The following is a 22,858-nucleotide window of genomic DNA, read 5'->3' as shown; positions in this document are numbered from 1 at the left end:
AAATCGTCAGGCTGATGTGCGCTGCAGGAGGGCTTTCGCCTGGAGGCCGAACTGAATCTCAGCACCCGGCGAAAGGGGAGTCGGTCCGGTAAGCCGCTCTTCATTGACGAAGGTAAAGTTCTTGCTGCCTACGTCCTCCACGACGACCTCTCCCGGCTTCACGATGAGCCGGGCATGCTGACGCGACACGCCGGGGTCCTCGATCTGTATGTCGCAGTCCGACGAGCGACCGATCAGCACCTCGCCTTCCGGCAGGGAATGCGTGCCCTGGGGAGTGCCTTCCAGGATCACCTGCAGGGCGTACTGCGGCGAGGCCTCGTCGGCCGGATCCTTCTCGGCAGACGGTTCGCCCTCGGGGAAATTAGGAAGGACGGGTGCATCCGCTCCCCTCTGCGTATGCTCGTCCTCGTCGCTCTCGTCCCCCTCCGGCTCCTCGGGAGGAAGCTCAGAGGGCGGTTCCCCCATGCCGCCGATGCGCGTGCGCTTGTCCTCCGGCGCATCCTCCTCGGAAAGATCGGGAAGCTCCGGCGGAGACTCGCCGAACCGGGTACGCCCCTCCTCCTCGGTCGGGTCCTCCTCTTCGGGCTCGGACGTGGGCTCCTCGTCGGGAAGGTCCGGCAGCCCGCCGGGCGTCTCTTCCATGCGGCGCGTGCGCTCCCCCTCCGACTCGCCTTCTTCCGGCTCCTCTTCGTCGGAAAGATCGGGAATCTCCGGCGGCGACTCGCCAAACTGGGTGCGATCCTCCTCGGTCGTGTCTTCCTCTCCGACCTCGGGCGTGGATTCCTCGTCAGAGAGCCCCGGCGGTGCGCCAGGCCCCTGCCCGATACGCGTACGCTCCCCCTTCGGTGCATCCTCGCCTGGGAGGGTGGAGGGGGGCTCCGGCGCCGCTCCGAGTTGGGTTTTCGCCCCTTCTGCAGACGAGGCAGCGGCCGTTTCGCTGGCGGCCAAGAAGATAAAGTCCAATTCCCGGGCAAACGTGATGACGTGGAGGTCCTTCAGCGGAACGGGGGCGATCACCTCCGTGTCGTCGAGCTGCGTGCCGTTGCTGCTGTCGAGATCTTCCAGCACGTAGCAGCCTTCGTCGTCGTCGAAGAAGATGCGGGCGTGCTGTCCGGAAACGGCGTCGGGGGGCAGCGTGATGTCGTTCTCCGCCCCCCGCCCAATTGTCGCGTCCTCACCGATGTGGTATTCCGAGCCGGAAAGTGCTCCGGTCTTGCAAAAGAGGCGAGCACTCATTTGAGACCCCTCATGATTGGTGCTTGTCACACATGACTAACTCCGTTGCGCCCCGCACGCTGCGTTCGTCGAGACGGAAGACGGCGAGCCGCGAAAAAAAGATCTCCGCGTCCAGGGTCGTCGGTCTACTGTGCGTAGCGAAGCAGATTGGACCGTTCCTTGTTGGGGTGGAAGACGTGGCAGGACACGCAGGTGGTAGGGGCGTTCCCGTTCGAGTGGCAGGATTGACACTTCTCGATGGTGGGCAGGTTGAAGATGGCCGCCCGATCCTTCGATGTCGGAGCCCGGGTGTCCCGAGCCGCGTGCTTCCGGATGGGAATCTGGTTGTGGCAGTCGAGGCAGTTGGTGTGGATGATGTGGTCTCCGTGGTTAAACTCGGCGCGGACCAGCTTGTCCTGATCTTTTTGCACCCGGGCGATGGCCGCATTTTCGACACGGTGGCACGTCTGACAGGGCTGCGTCAGCTTGTCGATCGTCTTGCGGTAGGACGCCACCTGCTCCTTGCTCAGATCCGGATTCAGCTCGGCCGGGCTGAGGACAAACTGGGTCTCGTCCACCGGGGCCAGCGGATCCTCAAGCCGCTGTTTAATCATGTCCAGCAGTTTCTCGACCCGGCGCAGTTCCTGCTGTACCTTCTGTGAGGGCTGGGCGCGCAGCTCCTCGGCGTATTTGCGAAGTGTGCCGAGGGCCTCCTTGTACAGCTTTTTCGCCTTGCGGGGCGGCACGTCTGCCGACGCCTTAAGTAGCGACGCCAGCTCGGCGGACGGATACAGCACCTCACGCAGCTGCTTCAGGTTCTCCATAATCCACTGATCCTTGTGGTAGAGCGGGCGCTTGCGCACCCGTCCGGCCCGGGACTCGTACTCATTCAGATTGGAGAAGTAGGCCCAGCGCGTGCCGGGTTCCGACTGTGCGCGGATGGTCTGCAGGCTGAGCACGCCCGGCGACGACGAGAGATTGTCCGTTGTCTGTAGCCAGGGCGTTGCCGTGTTGGCTGTAAGGTGACAGGACCCGCAGTGCTCTTCGAAGTCGATGGGCTTAAAGCCTTTCCCGCTCTCCTCCGCGTTGTGACAGTACAGGCAGCTCTTCTGCACGTCCACCAGATCCTCCTCCTCCATGACCTGGTTGACGTGCACAGTGTGGGGGAACGCAAGGTTGCCGCGGTCCTGGAGGGAGTCGCGGGCAAACTCAAACTGCGGGTGACCCGTGTTGAAGGAGCCGAACTTGTGGCACGTCGTGCACTGCTCGTCGGAAACGTCCGTGAGCGACGCGTTCCGCCCCTGGTGCTCGGTGTGACATGTGGCACACGGCTGCTCGTTGGGGGACGACTGCAGCCGCGAGAAGTCCGTGGTGCGGTACAGGTAGTGCATCTCGAAGGAGAAGCGCCCGAGTTTCCTGCCGTATTTCTCGTGGCAGGTCCCACACTTTTCATTCGTGACTCCCTGAAAAGAATTGTGGCACGTCGAGCAATCTTTCCCGAACGTCGCGTGATGGGTAGACAGCGGCCCATTGGATACGAGCGCGCCCTGCCGGCCCTGCACGTCGTAGAAAAAGATCCCGAAGATCAGGAGCATCGCCAGCACGCCGGCCCACACCGCGCCCGTGCGGGCACTGGGGTACAAATAGCTCTTGGCCACCGGAAGCAGCCCGTCGCCAAAATAGCCTTTCTTGCGTTTGTCCGCCATCAGTAATACAGCACCGTGAAAATGTGGAGACCGATCAGCACGATGAGCAGCAGCCCCACCGGCAGATGGAGGTACAGCCACCAGCGCAGCGGGGTCTGCAACGTGTAGTGGGCGTCAATCTGGCGCTTCGTGCGGAGAATTTGCTCGAGGTCGTCCAGATTTTCCTTCTGCTCGGCCGGAAGCACGCTGCGCAGGTGATCGAACTGGCGTCCGTGGGCCATTCGTCCGCCCGTCACGTCGAGAAAGTAGAGCGGGCGAAAGCGAGGGGCCTCCAGGACATCGGCCAGCTTCCGCCGGTAAAATCGGCGAATCTCTGGGGCACTCTCGGACGCCAGATCGTCGGCCCGCTCACGGAGTTCTTCGGTGAGCTCCGGAATGCGATCGTAGTTGATCTCCACGTCCAGGCCGGAGGCCAGCAGCGTGGGAATCCACTTTTGCAGCCCCACCCCGAGAATGCCGCTCAGGACGATCCACAGGCTGAAGAACCAGAGCCACCAGGTCAGCACGCCCTCCGGCAGCTGAAATCCGGTGTGCATGAACATGAGAAGCAGGAAGAGGGTGCCGGCGTAGAGGTGGAACTGCAGGTAGTGAAACGTGCGCCCGGGCCGAAAGCGCATCAGGCGGCGGCGCAGGGGATAGGCCATGGTGCCCACGAAGAGGACTGTGGCGGCAATTCCGTAGCCCCATCCCCACGTGGTGTTCGGGGCCACGGGCCCGAGGATCGCATTCGCCGCGTACGTCCCCAGGCACGCTACGACCGCGACGCCGAAGGCGAGCAGCCAGGCGGGCGACTTGATCAGTTTGTTGTACCAGCGCGACGCCTGCTTGCGCTTGCGCTGGTAGACCGCCGTCTTTTTCATGGTGTTGCGTGCTCTACGTCCATAAGCTCTTGAAACTCGTCCATGCTGCCAACCCGGAAGGCGCAGGAGTGGGGACAGTTGTTCACGCAGGCCGGCCCGGACTCTGACTCGTAGCACAGGTCGCACTTGCTGGCCACCTCCCGGTCGCGGCCCTGCAGGTAGGAGGGCAGGGCATCGTCGGGCCAGGTCTCGCCCGTGTCGTGCATCGTGATCGCGTCGTAGGGACACTTGTCGGCGCAGTTGCCGCATCCGATGCACAGGTCGTCGTCGATGTCGACCACCTCCCCGACGTCCGTCCGGTGGATGGCGCCCGTGGGACAGCCGACAAGACAGACCGGATCCTCGCAGTGGATGCAGGCCCGCGTGACGAGGAAGTTCTCGTACTTCTCGCCCTCCCGGACGAAGCGGGGGCGGCCGCCGTGCGTTTCCGCGCAGCCCCGCACGCAGTCGTCGCAGCGGGTACACACGTCCAGGTCGATCACCAGCATGCTGTTGCCCTCTACCAGCCCTCGTTCGAGGCCGAATTCGAGGAGTTCGCCCTTCTCGGGGTGCTTCTGGGCATAGCCGGTTTCCTTGACTCGTTCCACCGCGGCGCGCCACAGCCGCTCCCCAACGGTCGGGTGCGCCTCCAGGAGAGCGCGCAGATCGGCGCGACTGATGCGCACCAACTCGGAGTACTCGACGGACGTCACGGTGTAGCGCCAGCCGTCCAGCTCATCGATCAGTAGTTCGACCTCCCCTAGCGTCATTCCCTTGCTAAGATAGGAGACCGTGAGCGGTTCGTCCCCGGGCTGCGTCGTCAGCTTGAGAAACCCCGACCGCACGAGATAGAGCGCATCGGGGGTCCCGCCTTGCTCGGCGAGCACCTCGTCTGGCTCACACGACACGAGCTCGACGCGCTCAGCCAGCGTGTCGAGAATGTCCGGATCGACGTCCGAAAAGAGCGGGGTCGCCCGGAGCTGGCTGTGCAGCTCCCGCTCCCGGTAGGTGGTGTCCACCCACTCCTTGAAGGCATCCGACTTTTTCTTGAGCGCCCGCAAGGCCGGCAGCCGAATTTGTAGAAGCGTGCAGGGGGTCGCCGTGCGGGCCGTTACAGACTGCGGCCACCCGTTGAGGGCCCCAATCTCGCCGAAGATCTCACCCGGGCCCAGGCGCTTGCGCTCCCCGTACGGCAGGTTAAAATCCATCGTCGCCAGAAGCGTCGTCTCGGGCGTGCTGTCCTCCTCCTTTTTTTGCACCACCTGTTGCTCGAAGAGGTTTGACGCCAGCATCGTGTCGCCCGAAGACGTCGCTTCCGGGTCGGAGGACTCCTCTTCGGATCCGAGCATGCTTGTGAAATCGAAAATGGGCTCCGTCCGGGTGCCCGACCGCTGCTTCTGCCGCTCGTGCTCCTCCAGAAACAGCTCCACCTCCCCCTCGACAATGAAGAAGGCAAGGTCCAGGTAGCTCCCCTCCTCGAAAAGCGTGGCGTCGGGCTCCCACTCGACGAACGCGAGGTCCTGGGTCTGACGCTCCAGGAACGACGCGTCGTACTCCCGGAAGAGCTCCATTTGCTGGAGCTGCTCGACGGTGGGCTTGTCGTAGATCCGCTTTACCCCCGCACTTTCGCCGAAGCCGGACCATCGATCGGCGTAGAGCTCGCGGCGGCGCTCGCTCGTGTCAGTGGCACTCATATCAACGATTGCTTCCTGTTCAGAAAATCAAACGTGGGGTTCGCCGGATCGCGTCCTATGTGGCACCGATCCGCTCATGAACGTGAGGCGTGAGAATCCTGCTTGAGTCTCGATCCCGGGTCGCGCACCACGTCTCACGCAGGTCCCGAGGCAAGTACTTGTCCTGTTCTAGGCATTGGATGAACAGTGCAGATTAGTTGCCCTCCACCTTTTGGTGCAGCAGTTCCAGCCGTTGCTTCAGGAGAAGCAGCAAGCTGTCCACAGAGGTGCTGTCGCTGACCTCCGGGAACGCGGGCAGCGTGAAGGAGGGTACGCTACGGGGCGGCGGAACGGCGGAGCGGGCCGCCGGTCGCGTGCGGGTCTGGGGCGGCGGTGCAGGCTGGGCGGACGCTTCCTCATCGGCGGAGGGTTGGGACGGCTCCGAAGCCCCGTCCGAGGTCGCCAGCTTGGGGGGCTCGACCACCTCGACCTCCGGAATGGGGCGGGAGCCTACGATCTGGCGGAAGGCATCGTCGAGCGCGCTGGCGGATAGCGCGTCGGAGTTGTCCCAGTGCTTGATGCGCTCGTTGCGCTCGCTCAGCGTGAAGCCCTGCCCGGTGGGGTGCCCGGCGGCCAGCAGACGCTTGTCGGTGATGTGGTGGCAGCGGGCACAGTTCTGAGCACGCACGCTCGCCATGTCCAGCCGCTTCATGCCTAGCGAGGCCCCATCGGCGTAGTTCTCATGGGCGTCCGTGCCGGCGTACTCGCCGCCGGGCCCGTGGCAGCTCTCGCAGCTCACGCCATGAAAGACCTGCGAGCTCTCTTGTCCGGAAAGCGCCGTGCCGTGGCAGTTCATGCACATAGTGTCGCCGCGCTTCATCTGGGATGGACTGAGGCCGTAGAGCGTGGCAATTTGGACCGCCTTGCGGCTTTCGTTGAGCAGCGGATCAGCGGAGGTGTAGTGCGCGTCCTTATTCCACCACTTCCGCTGGTCGATGTGGCAGCTGCAGCCTTGCGGGCCTTTCACCTCAAACTCGCTCTCGGGAAACCAGGCCGGGCGCGACTGCACCTCGCCGGGCAGCTCCGGAAGGGACTTCTCCGAGGTCTTAATTTTCGTTGAGGGCGGCTGGTCGGACTGCGTGGTGTCCTCGGCGCTCGTGTCCGTCTCCGTGGTGGGGCCAAAAGAAGAGGGCGACGGCAGCTTTACGTCCTCGCCAGCAATCAATGGATCGATCTCCTCGAGGGTGCTGCCGTCATACTCGTCCTCAAATTGCTTGGACAGCATGCGCATCGTGTCTGCGGCCGCCACCAGCTCCTCCTTGTTGCCCGGCGCGAAGTCTGTCCGATTCCCGACCTCGATGATCTGCTTGATCTCGGAAATGTCGACCAGGTGGAGGATCTTACGCAGTTCGTTATGGGCCGACTTGATGCGGTCCTCCATGGCCTTCGCGTAGATGCTGGGGCTACCGGCCTTTGCCAATCCCCGGATGCTGTATTCGTAGTCCAGAGCCCGCCCGATGACGTACATTATGCGCTTGCGCTCGGGGGACCGCTTGTCGTTCGTGCGGTCGTCGCTCCACTGGGCCTCCAGGAAGTTGTGCCGGATGCTGTCCGTCCAGGCCACCAGCTCGAAGTTGCTTCCGCTGGGGTGGCCGCCGGTGTTGATGAGCTTCTCCTGCGGCACGGTGTGGCACTCGAAGCAGTTGGCAGCGACGGCGTAGAGGTTGCCGGACGGCCGCAGCATCCCGTTCTTGACGCTCCGGCGGATGCGGTTCTTCCGGTGCGCCTTCGGCTCGGTCTCGTGTGTGTATTGGCCGTAGTTGTTGTGGATGTCGATCCAGTCGCGCGCGGCGCCGTGGCAGCTTTCACAGGAGACCCCGGCCACCGCCCGGGGCTCGCCTTCCTTGATCTTGGCCGTATAGTGACACCGCAGACAGAGGGTGTTGCGTCGGGCGGTCCGGAAGCCCATGCGGTCCAGAATATTCTGCGCCTGCTCGGAGCGGTGCAGCTGGCTGTAGCCCGTGGCGTGCTCCGTCTTTTTCCAGACCTGATACTCCAAGGTGTGGCACTGCCCACACGGAACGCGCGGATTCTCCTGCCGGATCAGGATCTTCTCCGGATCGATGCGCAGGTAGGGCGAATCGGAGAGGTCGTCTTCCTCCTGCGGCATGAGCATCGCCACAGCCACCCCCACCCCCAGGACGCAAAGGGGCCCCGCGGCGACCAGTGGCCAAATGCGAGAGGTCGGTACGGGAAGACGCATGGCGGAACCCTACAGCTGAACCGTCACCTCGAAGCGCGCGCCCCCGTCCAGAGCGGAGACATCGTCGGGAAGCGTGCTGAGCGTGTAGCTCCCAAAGCCGCTCAGCTCAAGCACAAAGCGTCGCCCAAGGGCCATCTGATAGCGCGCACCGACGGCTGCGGCATCCCGACCGCCCAGGGCGTGCTGCTTGTCGTAGGTGTAGCGGCCGCCCCCTTCCAACACGAGCTGCTTGCGGTGGTCATCGAAAAACATTTGGTAACCCACGCTTCCCCCCACGGCGTTGTCGGCCCGGTTGCCCAGGGCGGCCCCGAAGCGCCCGAGCCCGACGGCGGCAAACAGCACGCCGGTCTGCCCGAGGGGGCCTCCGGTCGCGGGGCTGCGCGCCGCCGAGCGATATCTCCCGATCGCACCGAAGAGGTTGATGTACACCCAGTTGTGCGAGTGCCCGGGGGGCGTCGTCCCAAGCTGGTTGTGGATCAGAAGGCCCTGCCGGTTGAAAGGGGTCTCGTCGCCGAGGGGATAGGAGCCAAGAATGCGGATTGTGTTGTTCCAATGCCCGATGCGCCGCGTGCTGCTTAGGCCTGCGTAGATGCCGTCGCCGCGCGCGCTGTCCGACATCACGGCAATGGCGTCTAGCTGGATGGTTCGCTCGCGGGTGTCGGTTTCGGTGAACAGCCCAAAGAGCTTTGCCGACTTGTCGCCCCGATTGAGGCGATCGACGTCGCCCCACCCGTAGACGCCCGTGACCCGCGTGTTGACGAGCTCGGCGACCCTCAAGTTGATCTTCGTTAGGCCCACCATGTCGATGGCACTCTCGTTGATGAGGAGGCCCTCCTGGAAGCGAAGCGGCTGTCGCCCCACGGAGAAGTAGATGTCCCAGGAGCCGCTATCGTCCGGATCTAAGATCGGAAAGAGCTCCCCGAAATCCCCCGTAAAGAAGAGCGTCCGGATGTCGGCGTTCAGTTCCTGGTCAAAACCGCTCTGCTCCCCAGGAAGCGTGGAGTCCGCGTGGATCGTGTATCGGGTGAACCGTCCATCGTCATCAAAAGGGCGGAGGCCGACGAGGATACGCTCAGTCTGGGTCAGGTACAGATTGCCGAAGAGATCGAAGCGGGTGGCGGCTTCTACCACGTCCGTTCCGCGCTGCGTGAAGCCCTGTACGCCGCTGCGCCAGGTGCCATACACCAGGAACTGGGGCTGCCAGACCGCACCGGTGGGAAGCTGGAAGCCCTGGTCCAGCGGTCCAGGGCCCAGAAACGGTTCGCCGAGTTCGAGGATGGGATCGGGGCGCTGTGGCACGTCGGCCAGCGGGATCGGTTTGTCCGAAAGCCGGAGGCTCTTGGACTTCCCGTGCCCCTTTTTCGTCTGGGCCCAGGCGCTCGCAGGCTCGAGGCAGAGTCCGGTCACCAGCACCAACAGCGCAACAAGGAGGCGTCGAGACGTAATCATCATTGAAGAGAGCCGAAGCGTCAGAGCCGAAGACGGGCCGGGAACGCGCCTACGCGCTGTGCTAGGGCGTCTTGGACACGACTTTCGCCTTGCGCTCCTCGGGGGACAGCTTTACCTTCCAGTCGTAGAGCGTCAGGGCGCCTTCCACTACTCGGTCGGCCACCTCCCGAGGCGACAGGTTGTAGTCGAAGCCAACATCTTTAATCGCGTAGATCAGGTTGGCCGGCACCATTTGGGCGATCAGCTTAATGCGGGCGGTGTAGGGCGGCGTGGTGCCCTCCAGATTCTCTTCGGGCACCTCGTAGTCCGCCCATGCCTCATCATTGGGACTAATCGTTCGGCGGTGCTTCCGGGCACCGGTCGGGCGGCCCGTCAGCAAGGTGGAGCGGGTGGGCGGGCGGACGAAGGGCAGCGGACTCCCGGAATAGTTCACCGCCAGGATCTGCTCCCGCTCACCCCCTCGCACCATGCGCGTCAGGAATCTCGACTGCAGGCTGAAGAGCTGCTTGTCGAGGGGCATTTTTTCGTTGTGCACGTAAAGCGAGTGCAGGTCGCGCAGGTCGCCATTGGGGTCACGGTCGCCGGAGACGAAGACCTGTTTCCCGTTGGCGTCGGTGACGCGCACCTGCAGGAAGATGATGCGCTCGGCGTCGAACCCGGTAGGGACGTTGTGGCCGGTCGTGCCATTGCGCACTGCCACCTTAAAGGCCAGCTCGTCCGAGTCGGCCTCTGTCAACTTGATCTCTCCCAGCTTGAACCCGGCGCGCATGACAGCCATTCGCCTCTTTTTCGCCCTCTTCAGGAGATTCTGATTCTCTTCGATGACTTCCCGCGCGGCGTAGCGGTCGGCAGCGTACTCCCAGCGCTTAGGGAAGTCGTACCCCTCCGGAACGTTTTTCTCGAAGGAATCCGTGCCCCAACCCGCCTCCACGTCAAACTTGAGCCACTCCTGGATGGAGGCCATTCTGTCGGCCCGCACGTTGTGGGGAAAAATCCCGGGATGGACGATGGGGTAATCGGGGCCTGCGATCATGTGGTTCGAAAGCTTGCGTTCTTTCGTCGGCTTCCCGCCGACGATGGCCGCAGGGCCGCGCGTATAGCCCCCATCCACGCCGGGTTTCTTGCCCATGTGACAGTCCTGACACGAGACGCTCCGATCCGCGGCGGGCGTGGACTTGTATTCACTAAACGCTTCCTCCAGCCGGAAGCCCGTGAGGGCATTCACGTCGTGGCAGGTGCCACAGAACGCCGGCTCACTAATCTGAGCAAACTCGATGGCGTCTTTATGCATTGCGCGCCCGGTGCGCCCGCGTTTCGTGTTAACCTGAAACGAGTCGCTCTCAGTCACGCGCTTCACTTCCTCCCCTCCCTTCGGTCCGAACACTGGAGTGAAGATGTCCCCCTTCACCATCGCGAAGCGTCCGCTGATCTTGCCGTAGGGCATCTTGAGACGATGGCACACGACACAGGTGACACCTTCACGTGAGGTGGGGTGCCGCTTCATGTTCGACATGAAGGGCTTCTCGCCCAAGCTCAGGCCGGTTGGCGTGTGGCAGCGGATGCAGAAGTCCCCCATCGTTCCGTTCGTGAGCTTGATGAGCTTCCCGTTGAAAGCGTTAAAGACGGGGCTCAACTGCGCGTAGGCGTGCGGCGAGGCGGACCACTGCTTGTATTGTCGGGGATGGCAGGTGGCGCAGGTTTCAGCGGACGGAAACTTGCCTTGCTCCTGCCACGGATAATCCTTCGGGTCCTGTCCCTGATAGAGCGCCAGGTGTGCGGAGTCGGCAATCTGTTCCACCAGCTCTTCAGTCCTGGTCTCTGGGGACTTTGCCTTCCACTTTTTCATGAGGGAGTCCGGGACCAGATTTTCTGCGCCGCCGGACACCTTGGACAAGGAGGGGGTATGAAACGACTGGTAAGCGGACTGGCCGGCTGAGGCGCGAGCCGTCGGAACCGGACTGGGAGCTTGGGAGACGTCCCGCACGTGCGTCCATCTGTACAGGCCGAAGGCAAGAACGACGAGTACGCTCCCGAGGACCAGACCAAGCGTACTGAAAGTGCTCCTGAAGAACGACATCCTACGGAGACGTGTGTGCTGGATTTGACCGGCGGAGCACCCCCTGAGGGATGTGACCTGACCGGGCAAGAAGGGGAAGAGATATGTTACGGATGCATACCATTTGTGAAAAAGAGGTAGAACCCGGAAAATTGCAACCAAAAATAGGTGCTCAGCAATCGCGCCAACGGTCGGTGGCACTCAGCGTCGTCGTTCCCCAACCTCGAGGGATGAAAAATACCCCCCCACCGCTCCGACCTCGATTGGGCGGCCGTTCGCCTGTGGGGAGCTCCTTCCGGTCGTCAGACAGACGTCAAGCTGAGTCCAGATAACGCGGGCAGGTGCCTCAGGCTTGTGTGATCATTCCGGAAGCTGCGGGCCTTTCATCAGACGATTCTATCTTAAGTGAGCGCGCCTCTGCTGCCTGGGAGAGGGTAAGTAGGTACCCCTAGAAGTTGGGACGGGAGCAGTCCCGTGTCGGTCAGGGGGGAGGGCGGCCTTTCCGATAATTCGGAACCCAACGGGAGGGTCAGTCTTCTGCCAGACCGCCCCGAACGATGACGTGTGGAAATGGTGGAAGTCTGTGGGAGCCGTTATTTTCGACCTGGAAGGCCGGAGAAGATAGCGATCTCTGAAACGAGGGGAGGCCCCTGCCCGGCGGTGAGAGAAGCGCGTCGGCGGAAAGAGGCTTTTCAGAAACGCTTGAGCACAGCATCCACGAGTGCCCGCCCTGTCATGCTCAAACGCTTGCCCGAAAAGTATCTTCCGGACCCCGAAAGTTGGCTTCCGGCATCCGGGACCGCCCGGAAGGTAGAGGGAAGCCTTCTTCTCGCCGCCGGCACCGTCGGCCTCAGCTTCACCGCCGCCCTCCTTTCCGGGTGGTACCCAACTGCGGCGATGGCCTCGGCCCTGTCTGGACGGTTCCCGGCAGCGTTGACGTTCTCGACTGCGGCCTGGATGGCCCTGTGGGTGGCCTACCTGCTCTGGAGAAGCAAGCGTTTCGGCGGGGGGTGGGAAGAAGAGATCCTCTGGCTGTGGGGGTGGGGCGTGGCGGCTCAGTTGCTGGTAGGGACAGGCTTCCTGGTAATGGCGGCCTACGCTCTTCTGGATGGACTTTTCGGGTGAGGAAGGGGCCTGAGGAAGCGACTGCCAGGGAGGCAAGGTGGTCGCATCTCGAACCGGCGCCTGCACGGGCTCGACCCCCCCTCTACGTCGCCGACGCGTCCCTCTTCCTGACCTCCGTGACAGTGAGCCCGTACGAGAGAGGGATGCTGCTGGCGACGCACGGGGCCGAGCAGGTTGCGGGCCGCGTGTGGCGCGCAAGCGAAGGGGAGCGAGAATGTCGTACGGGACGAGATGAATCCGACGAGATGGACGTCCCGTTCAGGCCGACGAATCTTCTGATCTTCCAATCGTCTCGTTCTCTGCCCATGGTTCAAATCGACACCGAGTACGTCGGCGATCTGCGCTGCGTCGCCGAACACGTCCCGTCCGGCGTTACGCTCAACACCGACGCCCCCGAGGACAACCGCGGCGAGGGGCGCTCCTTCTCGCCCACCGACCTGGTTGCCACGGCGCTGGGGACGTGCATCGCTACCATCCTGGGCATTCAGGCGGAAGAGCAGGGCTTCGATCTGGAAGGCACCGAGGTCACCGTTGAGAAGGAGATGGCCTCCGGCCCGCGCCGCATCGACTCGCTCCGGACGGAGGTGACGATGCCGGTGGCCCTCGACGAACAGACGCGGACCCGGCTGGAGCGCGCCGCCCGCCACTGCCCAGTCGACGAGAGCATCCATCCGGACATCGATGCGCCGATCATTTTTCACTGGCCGGAAGAAACGCCCGCGGCGTAGCAGACACAAACTGTATCGAAATCGCGGTTATAGTATTGAGTGAGCGCGAGAGAGCAGTTGCCCCGAAGGGGTACTCTCTGAGAAAACTCCCGGCTTGAGCCGGGAGATATGAACCTGTCGGTTCGGGAACTCTCTCGCAAGCCTAACAAAACAATGAGCTTACCTTTAGGTACCATTTGATGTCATACCGATAACCAAGGATGACACAATTTGCTTTTGAGTATCTGTACCGTCGGGCTGACGGGAGAGGCTTTGGCCTCTAATGCCTGCGGAGGGCATGTAAGACCTGAAGTGAAAGGACTTCAGGCAGGCCCTGTGAAACAGGAAGTCTTTTCCGTGAGGAAGAATCCCCTCGATTCATCGAGGGGAGAAGTCAAGAATGCGCAGGAGAAGGTCGAGCAGGTCTTCGAGGAGAAAGGAGTGTCGCGGGGCGGCGAGCAGTATCTCCGAGTTCCGGACGCTCGCGACCTCATCGAGGAACTTAAGGAGGCTGGGTGTGCGGTGGTCGGGATTGGGGGTGTGGAGTTGACGGAGGAGGAAACGCGCCCACTCATGGATACGACCGCCGATTTCTCGAAGGATCCGGAGGACACGTGGCAGGGATACGTCTTCGATTGTGCCTGGCAGGCCCGGGCATTCGTGGACACCCTTCCGGATTGGGACACGATTTACGTCACCCTGGCTGCGCTCTCCCGCGAAGAATGGGAGGAGTACGGAGGCCCGGAAGGCCAAGATCGGTGACTCGCTGCGACGATCTTGCCTACCCCCCTTGTCACCAGTGCCGCCGACACCGCGTTCTTGCCCTAAAGGAACGCGGCGATGGGGGCGACGAGCTCCTCCGTGAGACGCGTGGTTTCGTCGGCCGGGTCCAGATCGTTGGTTTGGGGGAAGGCGCGGGCCCGGAGGCGGGCACCGACTCGACCGCGCCGCGGAAGAGCTGGATCTCGGCGGGGATCTCCACGAAGACGGGGCCGGGCTCACCCTCGTGCGCCATGCGGTAGGCGTCGTAGATCGCGGGAACCACCTCGTCGTGGTCCTCGACGAGCGTGTACTGCTTGATGAGGCCGTCGAGCACGCGGGCCTGGTCCACGTCGTGCAGCTGGTAGTGGTGGTCGGTGTCGCGCCGGATGCCGCCCGAGATCACGAGCATCGGGATGCCGTCGAGGGACGCCTCGCCGATGCCGCTCATGGCGTGGGTGGTACCGGCGGCGGGGACGATGACGAGGGTGCCGGTCTAGTCGGACGTGCGCGAGACGCCGTCGGCCATGAACGCGCCGCCGCCCTCGTGGGTGACGAGGAGGGGCTCAATCTGGTCGGACGCGCCGAGGGCGTCGTACAGCTCGGTGTTGTGGACGCCGGGGATGCCGAACGTGTGCTCGACGCCGAGCTCTTCGAGAGCGTGGACGGCGAGGGGCGCTCCTGTTCGTTTCATGGGAAGAGGTAAGTGGTAAGGGGGAAGAGGGAAGGGGGAGCGCGGGAGAGTGGGCGGCGGGGTCGTAAACGTCTCGAACTGCGCAGGCGCGGGTTCCCACTGCGGGCGTCGTTAGCCGTCCAGCGTGCGCCACCCATCCATGTCGCTGGCGTCCTGGTCGAAGGTGACGGTTTCCTCACAGCCCTCGTGTTGGTTCAGCTGGCCGAGAAGACAGTCCGGGAAGCCCGCCGCACTCCGCTTGTATTGCCCCAGCGCCAGACGCACTTGATCGCGGCGCTCAATTTGGAGCTGCCGCGTCCGCAAGAGCTGGTCAAGGACCCCCGTCAGCTCCTCGTCGGTCGCGTCGTAGACGCTGGTGAGCACCCAGGCGAGTTCGCACAGCACGATCACATTCACGTACCCGGGCTCCTCCTGGGTGCAGTCCGACTCCAGAAACGACTTCGCGGCTCGGTATTGCTCCGGATCGTCCCGTGTGATGTAACGGACGAGGATGTTCGTGTCTATTCCCGTCACGTGGAGTCCTTTCTGCTATTGCGGGCGGCGGCGCGCTCGATGGCTTCGTCCATCTCCTCCACGGAGGCGGGCTCGCGGTCAGAGCGGTCAATCATCCCGTCGAGCTCTGTCAGGTCGGCCCCCGCGCGACGGAGCACCACCTGGTCGCCCTCAAGGATGAACTCGACGCGATCGCCGGGGCGGAGCTGAAGCGCCTCCCGGATGGATTTCGGAATGGTCGTTTGACCGCGACTCGTGAGCGTGGAGGTCGGCATGCTCTTATGTCTATTCTTATTTCTGCATGTAAGTAAAATGTATTCTAGTCAACGTCGCAAGTTTCGAAGTGGAGAAAGGTCATTGCGACTGTTTCCGCTCCGCGGTAAAGGTGCCATTGGGCTGGTGGAGCACCATCTGCGTGGGCGTCCCATCTGTCATCTTGAACTCAACGCGGAAGCCGGATTGGTCTTTCAGCGTGAAGGCGTTCTCTGACGTCGGCTCCAGCGTATGGGTCGGCTGGCCGGGGACGGTGAGCGTGAGGGTGTCGTCGCCACGGAGGCGCACGGTAAGGGTCTGCCCCTGGAACGCATACTCGCCCGTGAACTGCTGCAAATAGTTGGTGCTCGTAAGTGCCTCGTCGGCCGTGCGGGCAAACACGATCGGATCAACGGCCGACTCCATCGGGATTTTTGCCTCGTCGATGGTCCCGTCCATCGCACTCTCGAACTGGACCTTGAACGTCTGCTCGCCTCCGCCGACCTCGGGATGTAGCTCGAACACATCGTACTGTTTGTGGCGAAGCGTACTGCTGAACCGGCCATACCGACCCACGAGGCTATCGTCTTCCATCGTGACCTCGAACGTGCCGTAGCCGGGGTTCGAGTACGTGGCCACGTAGTCGCCGAGCGGATGGGAGGGCCCGGGGGCCGCCGTCGTGTCGGACGGCGCCTCGGTCGTGTCCGACCGTGCAGTGTCCGGCTCGGCCTGCTGTTGCGCGTAGAAGTCGCGGATGCGCTGATTCCAGTTCGGTCCCTCGCGGTCCAGCACGCGGTCGACCAGCTCGTACAGCAGCACGGACGGCGCGGGCGTACCGCCCTTGTTCGTGAGGATGACCCAGCCGACCTCTCGCTCCGGCATCATCCCGACCATCGCCGAGAAGCCGTCGATGCCGCCGGAGTGCCAGAGCAGGCGCGTCCCGCCGTGCGTCTCCTTGAACCAGCCGAGGGCGTAGAGGAGCGAGCCGCCCGTCTCCGGCATGAACGGGCGAATGTCCTCCAGCACGATGCGAGGTCGGATCAGCTGCGCGACGGTGGTCGAGTCGATGAGCTGCGTGTTGCCGTGCCGCCCATCGTTCAGCAGGAGCTGCACCCACGCCGTCATCTCCGACACGCTGGAGTTGATCGCCCCGGCCGGGCCGATGGCGTCGAGAGAGTGGTAGTCGACGGCCTCGATGGTGTCGCGGTCGCCGCCGTAGGGCCGGGCGTAGTCGTCGGTCGTCTGCATCGAGTCGACCGAGAAGGTGCTCCGCGCCATGCCGAGCGGATTGAGGAGGCGCCGTCGCGTGAACGTCTCCCACCCGAGTCCACTGATCTCCCCGGCGAGGTATCCAGCGGTCATGTACATCAGGTTCTGGTACTGGAACGTCGAGCGGAAGGACGCGCTCGGCGCCAGATGACGCAGCCGTTGGAACAGCGATTTGCGGGAGTAGTCGGTCGCGTACCACAGCAGGTCGTGGCGCGGCAGGCCGGAGCGGTGGGTGAGCAGGTCGATCGGCGTCATCTCCTTCGTGGCGAACTCGTTCTGCATCGTGAAGCGCGGCAGGTACTCCCGGACCGGCGTCGACCAGTCGAGCTGGCCCTCGTCGTGGAGCATCCCGAGCCCGGCGGCGGTGAAGGCCTTTGTTGTGGAGCCGATGGCAAAGAGCGTCCGGTCGGTTACCGGTGCGTCGGCCTCCACATTGCGCTCGCCGTAGCCCCGCGACCATACGACGGTGCTGTCCGTCACGACGGCAATGGCAAGGCCGGGGACGCTCCAGTCGTCCATCACCTGCTGAATCTGGCTGTCGAAGCCCTCGAGTCGCTCCGAGAGTGGGGCCTTCTGCGCCGCGGCGGAGCCACCGAGAAGTGCTGACGCGAGAAGACACGCGAGGGTCCAGCGGAACGGGGGGAGACGGCTAAAGCGGAGTGAAATGGAGATCATAGTGAACATCCGTGCTGGTTGGAAAGGATCAGGAAGGAATGGCGGAGGCTAGCGGCGACTGAGAAGGAACAAGGATGGGAAGGAGGGCTTCTGCGGCTCGGAGATCTCGCCGAACCGGCCGTTTCCTCAGGCCGCCGCGGGCTCCACGTTGGGGGTCGCCCGGAAGAGATTGTCCGGGTCGTATCGGTCTTTGAGCCGGGCCAGCCGGTCGTGGTTCGGGCCGTAGGCGGACGGCACGCGTTCTTCCTCGTCGGCGCCGAGGAGATTGACGTACACCCCGCCGTTCGCGTACGGCGTCATGGCGTCGTGAAACTCGCGGGTCCAGTCCATGATCTCGGCGTCCTGGTCGGCGTCGGGCCACCCCGTGAGGATGTGAAAGCCGTACGCTGCCTCGCGGTGCGGGAACGCGGTAGCCGTCGGGTCGACGCGCCCGATGGCCCCGCCCATCGGCTCAAAGTAGACCATCGAGAAGGGACCGGGGAGCGGATCGACGTGCCCCACCACCGTGTTGAGGGCCGCGTCCGGGAGGGCGTCGAGATAGTGCGCCTTCGAGTCCCACCGCTGGCCCTTCGGGACGCCCTCGTCGAAGGTCTGCTGGAGCGCCGTGTATGGCTGGGGTCGGACGGCGTCGAGAATCGGATCGCCAAACGCGCGGAGCGGCCGGAGCACCTCCTCGCCCGTCGCCGGATCTCCCGCGTAGGTGACCACGAAGTCGAGCACCGTTTCGCCGTGGTAGTCCTCGGGGACGGCCGGGATCGGGGGCACGTGGAGGAGGCTGGCACGCTCACAAGGTTCGACGGCTGTGTAACCGTCCCCGAAAGCATAACCCACCCAAGGCGTGCCTCAGGGCACCATCGGCGCCACCGGTGGAGGAGATTAGGACGGAAGGGTGTCACGCTCCACCTGAAGGACAACGTGGTCCGGCCGCGCGCTCAGGTAGTCACGCATCGCGTCGAGAAAAGTGTCGAGAAGTGTAGTCCGCTCGTCTGAGGACAGGGGCGTGTCCGAATCGGGCCGATCTAACACGACGAGTTCCACGGTGTCGTCGCCGACCGAGGAGCCGACGAAGCCCAGATCGACGAAAGTAGACGGGTCGACGCGGTAGCGAAGGACCACTCCGGGGGTGTCTTTGATCTCGGCGTAGTGCTGCGAATCCTCTTCGAGGTAGACCCAGCCGGTGGTAGCATCCGCAAAATCCCGGAGTACCTCCAGTGGGGTGACCTTCGCATCTTCGTCGGGACGCAGGACGAGACGGACGACGGAGCTCATGGGACAAGAGGTCGGCGCGGGGGGTTGTGGGCGGGCGAGCGGGCTACCGGACCATGAGGAGGGGACGGTCGATCTCGTAGAGAAATCGCTGGAGCGGGGTGCTGTCCAGCGGCGGAGAATCAGCAGGCATGACGAGGAGGCCCCGCCCCTCCTGCCGGGCGAGCGTTCCGAGCCGGCGAAGCTCGATTTCCGTGAGGGGACGCGCCTGGAGCTGCGGGACGAGATCCCCGTACTGCTCGTGCACGTCGTCGCGCAGGCGCTCCGCCTCGGCCTCCGTCTCGGCGGGAAGGAGAACCTTGAGGGGATGAGCGGTGCCGCGGGTCGCGAGGCTGGCCGCCGTACGCAGGGCAGAGCGCGCTGTGTCGGAGCCGTCGTAGTACGTGAGGATCGGCCGCCGCTGGCGGACGGCCCTCCGCAGCACGAGCACGGGCGTCGGGGACTCGGACAGGAGCGACTGGCAGGTAGATCCCAGGCGTCGCCGGCTGCTTCGGGTGCTTGTTTTGCCGAGGGCGAGAAGGTCGGCCTCCTCGGCGGCCCGGAGCAGCTCGCGGGTGACGTGCCCTTCCCCGACACGGAAGTTGTACGACACTTCGGCCTGCTCGGTCGCCTCCTGCAGGACCGCCTCCGCGCGCTCGGCCTGGTAGCGCAGCTGGCGCCGCACACGGCGGTCGTCCAGGCTCCTAGGGGTCACGGAGTGGGCGCGCACCTCCTCGGCGAACGGAAGCTCGGCGGCCCGGAGGAGGTTCTCGTCCTTGACGAAAAGCCCTTCCAATTCCGCCTCGAGATCTGCGGCCAGCCCCACGGCGGTCCGGAGCGCCGCCCGGCTATGCGGGGAGGCATCGAGGGCGACGAGGATGCGACGGAACATGCGGTGGGAGGACGGTTCCTCGGTCATGGTCCTACTCGAAATGTGACGCGGTTACGCCTCCTGGGGAGCGTCCGCCTGGCCGTCCGTCATCGCGAACTGGCGCCGGCGGTCGGCAAACTCGCGGAGCCGGGCCTCCACCCGTCCGTTAATTGTATCGTCTGGGAAGGCGCCCTGTTCGTCGCGGGTCCCCGCCTCCATGCCCGTTAGCAGCTCGATGCCCTGATCGATCGTCTCCACGGGGTAGACGTGAAAATCGTCCGCCTCGGCTGCGGCCACCACATCTGGGCGCAGCATGAGATTGTCGGTGTTGCTGGCGGGAATAAGGACGCCCTGATCGCCGGTGAGGCCGCGCTCCTTGCAGACGTCGAAGAAGCCCTCGATTTTTTCGTTGACGCCCCCGATGGGCTGCACCACGCCGCGCTGATTCACCGAGCCGGTGACGGCCAGGGTTTGCTTGAGCGGCACCTCTGCGAGGGCCGAGAGGAGGGCGTACAGTTCGGCCGAGGAGGCGCTGTCCCCGTCGATGCCGCCGTAGGACTGCTCGAACACGAGGCTCGCCGAGAGGGAAAGGGGATACCGCTGCGCAAATCGTCCCTGCAGGAAGCCCGACAGGATGAGCACGCCCTTCGAGTGGATGGCCCCGCCGAGGGCGGTCTCGCGCTCGATGTCGACAATCTCCCCGTCGCCGAGGCGCACCCGGGCCGTGATGCGGTTGGGCCTTCCAAAGCTGAAGCCGCCAGCCTCGAGGTACGACAGTCCGTTCACCTGGCCGATCGTCGCGCCGTCCGTGTCGATGTAGATCTGCTCCCGCTCGATGGACTCCTGCACACGCTCGCGCAGGCGATCGGCGCGGTAGATTTGGGCGTCGATGGCCTGCTGAACGTGCTCGTCCGTCACGACGTCGGCCTCGTCCTGTTGGGCCCAGTGGTGGGCCTCCTTAAGCAGGTCTCGAATCTGTTCGACCTCGGCACTGAGCTTCTCGGTGTCGCTCACCAGCCGAACGCTGCGGTCCATCACGCGCGCCACCGCCGAGCGGTCGAAGGGCTGGAGGTCGTGGTCCTCGATGGTGGTGGCGAGGAGGTCGGCGTAGGCCGCCTCTTGCTCCTCGATCCGGTCGATCTGGTCGTCGAAGTCGGCCATCACCTTGAACAGGCGCTCCATGTCCGGATCGAGGGCATCCAGCAGGTAGTACAGCAACCGCTCGCCCACGACCACCAGCTTCACGTCGAGCGGAATGGCCTCCGGCTCCAGGGTGAGCGTGCGGATGAGGCCGAGCGCCTGCCCGGGCGACTCAATCTGGATTTCGCTGTTGCGGAGCGCCCGCTTCAGCCCTTCCCAGGCGTACGGCTGAGTCAGGAGCTGGCGGGCCTCCACGATCAAGTAGCCGCCATTTGCTTCGTGGAGCGCCCCGGGCCGGATCAGGTTGAAGTCCGTAACCAGCGCGCCCATCTGGGCAATCTGTTCGACCTGCCCCACGAGGTTTTGGTAGTTCGGATTGTCCTCGTAGACCACCGGGGCGCCCTCGGTGTCTTCGTTGTCGACAATCAGGTTCACGCGGTAGCGGCGCCAGAACGCCCCATCCGGGGCCGGAGCCTGCTGGCCGCCCCCCTGCTGGCCCTGTTGCTGCATCATCGGGGCTTGGCCCTGCTGGGAGGCATCCGCGCCCTGCTGCGGTGCCTGCACGAAAAAGTCGACATTCTCGATGAGGTCGGATCGGACGTTGTCCAGAAACTCCAGGACGTCGTCCAGGTCCGCGTACTTTTCGCGCAGGGCGTCGATCAGATCGTCGATGGCGAGCGCCGCCATTTCTTTATTGAGCTCCTCGACGCGCTGGCGGGCTTCGCGCTGGTGCTCCGGCACTTTGCGGAGGATCTGCTGGAGCTCATCCTGGTACTCTTCAATCTGCTCCTGGACCTGCTGGCGCTCCTCCTCGGGCATGGACTCGACCTCCTCCGGAGGAATGACCTCGCCGTCGCGGATCGGCGTGAAGACGAAGCCCTGCGGGGTGCGAATGAGCGCGATGCCTTCCTGGCGGGCCCGCTCCTGCAGGTCCTCGAGTGCGGCTTCCTGGTCCTCCCGTACCTCTTCCTGGATCATCTCCCGGCGCGACTGATACTCTTCGCTCTCGAAGGTCGCGGGGAGCGCTGTCTGGAGGTTCTCGATGAGCTGGTCCACGTCTTCCTTGAACTCACAGCCCCGGCCCGCCGGCAGAGTCAGGGCCCGCGGCTCGCGCTCGTCGTCGAAATTATTGACGTAGCACCAGTCCGGCGGCGTTTCCTCCGCGGCCGCCTCCTCTTCCAGAAGGTGCTGCACGAGCTCGCGGCGGCCGGTGCCCGCCGGGCCGAGGGCAAAGACGTTGTACCCCTCGGCGTCGATGTTCATACCGAAGTCGAGCGCCTCGATGGCTCGGTCCTGGCCAACCACCTGCGTCTCGGCGGGAAGATCATCGGTCGTGTCGAAGTCGAGGTCGGACGGGTCGAATCGCTGGCGGAGAGCGTCCGGGGCGAGCGGATCGATCATGTGTGCAAACAGAGGGGCTCGGTTCGGAAAGAGAGGTGAGGTGCCGTGGGTGCGTGCCAGGCAGACGCGCCAGACTGGCGAGGCGACACGTCGTTCGGGGATCAGCAATAATAAGCAATGCGTCGGCCGGAGTTCGGCACTGGCTCTGCCCTCACACAAACCTCACCCGGCCAGCCGGACAAGTCCTCCCGAGGGCGCGAGCCAGCGTGTCAGTCCCGTCGCGACAAAATTCGGTCGGCTGAACGCTGTCCACGACGGCTCTTCCGCCCGCAGGAGGAACTTCGCGGGGCCGAATTCGCCGCTGGTCGGGGTCTAGTCGGAGGGGCCCCGGAGAGACCCCCGTCGTATCGTGTCGTCCTTTCGCGCGGCTGTCCTGTCCCTAGTGCAGGTTCAACGGATCATTTTGGGATTGAGCCAATGAGGAGTTCCCTCCTGCTCGTGCAAAAACTCGATTGGTGCCATGCGACCTCCGCTGTTTGTTCGCTCCCTGACCGACTCTGAGCAAGATGAGTTGGAGAAGGCTCTTCGGTCGGAGGAGGCCTTTACTCTACGCCGTGCCCAGATCGTGCGTCTTTCTTCTCGGGGAAGACGCTCGCCAGAGATCGCCGACGATCTCGGGTGTTCTGCCCAGACGGTTCGAAACGCCATCCATGAGTTCAATGAGGAGGGAGTCGAGAGCCTATACCGCGAGAAGCCGGGACCAAAGGATCCGGATCGGATCTTCGGGGAAGAAAAGCGGGAGGCCCTCTTGGAACTGGCCCACCAGAGCCCCCGGGAGTTTTCAAAGGAGCGGTCAACGTGGACGCTGGAGCTGTTGGCGGAAGTTGCCTTCGAGGAGGGACTCACCGAGCGAGTCGTGAGCCACGAAGCAGTTCGCCAGGCGATTTTGGAGATGGGCCACAGCTGGCAGCGAGCCAAGGACTGGACCGATGGCCCGGATCCGCAATATGCGCTCAAAAAAAGCAGCGAGATCGCCTGATTCGGCTTGCGAACGAGAATGAGGACTGGACGCTCGGTTTTTTGGACG

At 64.0% G+C, this 22,858-nt stretch carries 18 protein-coding genes and 1 pseudogene; 4 read left to right on the top strand and 15 right to left on the bottom strand.

Translation table 11 applies throughout. The annotated features are described in order from the left end of the window. Positions 1 to 6 precede the first annotated feature (6 nt). The 7 genes from ABEL04_RS13220 to ABEL04_RS13190 form a co-directional block, all read right to left on the bottom strand. Positions 7 to 1,236, bottom strand: coding sequence for an FHA domain-containing protein (locus ABEL04_RS13220; RefSeq protein ID WP_375802863.1), 1,230 nt, complete (start codon positions 1,234 to 1,236; stop codon positions 7 to 9). Between the two features lie 125 nt (positions 1,237 to 1,361). Beyond that, complete coding sequence (locus ABEL04_RS13215; protein ID WP_375802862.1) at positions 1,362 to 2,921, bottom strand: hypothetical protein; 1,560 nt, start codon at positions 2,919 to 2,921, stop codon at positions 1,362 to 1,364. Next, entirely contained in the window at positions 2,921 to 3,781 is an 861-nt protein-coding gene (locus ABEL04_RS13210) for a hypothetical protein (protein WP_375802861.1), read from the bottom strand. Before ABEL04_RS13210 ends, ABEL04_RS13215 begins: the two co-directional genes overlap by 1 nt. Then, the gene (locus ABEL04_RS13205) at positions 3,778 to 5,454 is read right to left on the bottom strand and encodes a cyclic nucleotide-binding domain-containing protein (protein ID WP_375802860.1); all 1,677 of its coding nucleotides are present in this window, start codon (positions 5,452 to 5,454) and stop codon (positions 3,778 to 3,780) included. Before ABEL04_RS13205 ends, ABEL04_RS13210 begins: the two co-directional genes overlap by 4 nt. A gap of 193 nt (positions 5,455 to 5,647) precedes the next feature. Next, entirely contained in the window at positions 5,648 to 7,696 is a 2,049-nt protein-coding gene (locus ABEL04_RS13200) for a multiheme c-type cytochrome (RefSeq protein ID WP_375802859.1), read from the bottom strand. Positions 7,697 to 7,705: 9 nt separating this feature from the next. Then, complete coding sequence (locus ABEL04_RS13195) at positions 7,706 to 9,145, bottom strand: hypothetical protein (RefSeq protein ID WP_375802858.1); 1,440 nt, start codon at positions 9,143 to 9,145, stop codon at positions 7,706 to 7,708. Positions 9,146 to 9,206: 61 nt separating this feature from the next. Beyond that, on the bottom strand, positions 9,207 to 10,991 hold the full coding sequence (locus ABEL04_RS13190; RefSeq protein WP_375802857.1) for a multiheme c-type cytochrome: 1,785 nt from the start codon (positions 10,989 to 10,991) through the stop codon (positions 9,207 to 9,209). A gap of 945 nt (positions 10,992 to 11,936) precedes the next feature. Between ABEL04_RS13190 and ABEL04_RS13185 the strand changes: the two genes are divergently transcribed. The 3 genes from ABEL04_RS13185 (at position 11,937) to ABEL04_RS13175 (ending at position 13,795) form a co-directional block, all read left to right on the top strand. Next, positions 11,937 to 12,326: a hypothetical protein gene (locus ABEL04_RS13185; protein WP_375802856.1), complete on the top strand. Its 390-nt coding sequence runs from the start codon at positions 11,937 to 11,939 to the stop codon at positions 12,324 to 12,326. Between the two features lie 305 nt (positions 12,327 to 12,631). Then, the gene (locus ABEL04_RS13180; RefSeq protein ID WP_375802855.1) at positions 12,632 to 13,054 is read left to right on the top strand and encodes an OsmC family protein; all 423 of its coding nucleotides are present in this window, start codon (positions 12,632 to 12,634) and stop codon (positions 13,052 to 13,054) included. A 336-nt stretch (positions 13,055 to 13,390) separates the two neighbouring features. Then, on the top strand, positions 13,391 to 13,795 hold the full coding sequence (locus tag ABEL04_RS13175) for a hypothetical protein (protein WP_375802854.1): 405 nt from the start codon (positions 13,391 to 13,393) through the stop codon (positions 13,793 to 13,795). A gap of 163 nt (positions 13,796 to 13,958) precedes the next feature. Here ABEL04_RS13175 and ABEL04_RS13170 read toward each other — a convergent pair. From ABEL04_RS13170 to ABEL04_RS13135, 8 genes and pseudogenes are all read right to left on the bottom strand, one after another. Beyond that, positions 13,959 to 14,486: pseudogene (locus ABEL04_RS13170) on the bottom strand (thiamine pyrophosphate-binding protein); the annotation flags it as partial. A 111-nt stretch (positions 14,487 to 14,597) separates the two neighbouring features. Next, positions 14,598 to 14,999: a PIN domain-containing protein gene (locus ABEL04_RS13165; protein ID WP_375802853.1), complete on the bottom strand. Its 402-nt coding sequence runs from the start codon at positions 14,997 to 14,999 to the stop codon at positions 14,598 to 14,600. After that, the gene (locus ABEL04_RS13160; protein WP_375802852.1) at positions 14,996 to 15,253 is read right to left on the bottom strand and encodes an AbrB/MazE/SpoVT family DNA-binding domain-containing protein; all 258 of its coding nucleotides are present in this window, start codon (positions 15,251 to 15,253) and stop codon (positions 14,996 to 14,998) included. The genes ABEL04_RS13165 and ABEL04_RS13160 overlap by 4 nt, the downstream gene beginning before the upstream one ends. Before the next feature lie 79 nt (positions 15,254 to 15,332). After that, positions 15,333 to 17,174, bottom strand: coding sequence for a serine hydrolase (locus ABEL04_RS13155; RefSeq protein WP_375802851.1), 1,842 nt, complete (start codon positions 17,172 to 17,174; stop codon positions 15,333 to 15,335). A gap of 126 nt (positions 17,175 to 17,300) precedes the next feature. After that, positions 17,301 to 17,939, bottom strand: coding sequence for a BBE domain-containing protein (locus ABEL04_RS13150; protein ID WP_375802850.1), 639 nt, complete (start codon positions 17,937 to 17,939; stop codon positions 17,301 to 17,303). A 111-nt stretch (positions 17,940 to 18,050) separates the two neighbouring features. Beyond that, positions 18,051 to 18,443 (bottom strand): hypothetical protein, encoded by a 393-nt coding sequence (locus tag ABEL04_RS13145; RefSeq protein WP_375802849.1) that lies wholly within the window; start codon positions 18,441 to 18,443, stop codon positions 18,051 to 18,053. Positions 18,444 to 18,486: 43 nt separating this feature from the next. Then, positions 18,487 to 19,311: a universal stress protein gene (locus ABEL04_RS13140; RefSeq protein ID WP_375802848.1), complete on the bottom strand. Its 825-nt coding sequence runs from the start codon at positions 19,309 to 19,311 to the stop codon at positions 18,487 to 18,489. Positions 19,312 to 19,362: 51 nt separating this feature from the next. Then, positions 19,363 to 21,831, bottom strand: a complete 2,469-nt coding sequence (locus tag ABEL04_RS13135) for a Lon protease family protein (protein WP_375802847.1) — start codon at positions 21,829 to 21,831, stop codon at positions 19,363 to 19,365. Positions 21,832 to 22,291: 460 nt separating this feature from the next. Between ABEL04_RS13135 and ABEL04_RS13130 the strand changes: the two genes are divergently transcribed. Continuing rightward, positions 22,292 to 22,810 carry a helix-turn-helix domain-containing protein gene (locus ABEL04_RS13130; RefSeq protein ID WP_375802846.1) on the top strand — a complete coding sequence of 173 codons (519 nt, stop codon included), beginning with the start codon at positions 22,292 to 22,294 and terminating at the stop codon, positions 22,808 to 22,810. Positions 22,811 to 22,858 lie beyond the last annotated feature (48 nt).

This window comes from Salinibacter sp., from assembly GCF_042218895.1.
Lineage (GTDB): Bacteria > Bacteroidota > Rhodothermia > Rhodothermales > Salinibacteraceae > Salinibacter.
The sequence above is the reverse complement of the archived record's forward strand: the minus strand, read 5'-3'. Positions and strand labels throughout refer to the sequence as shown.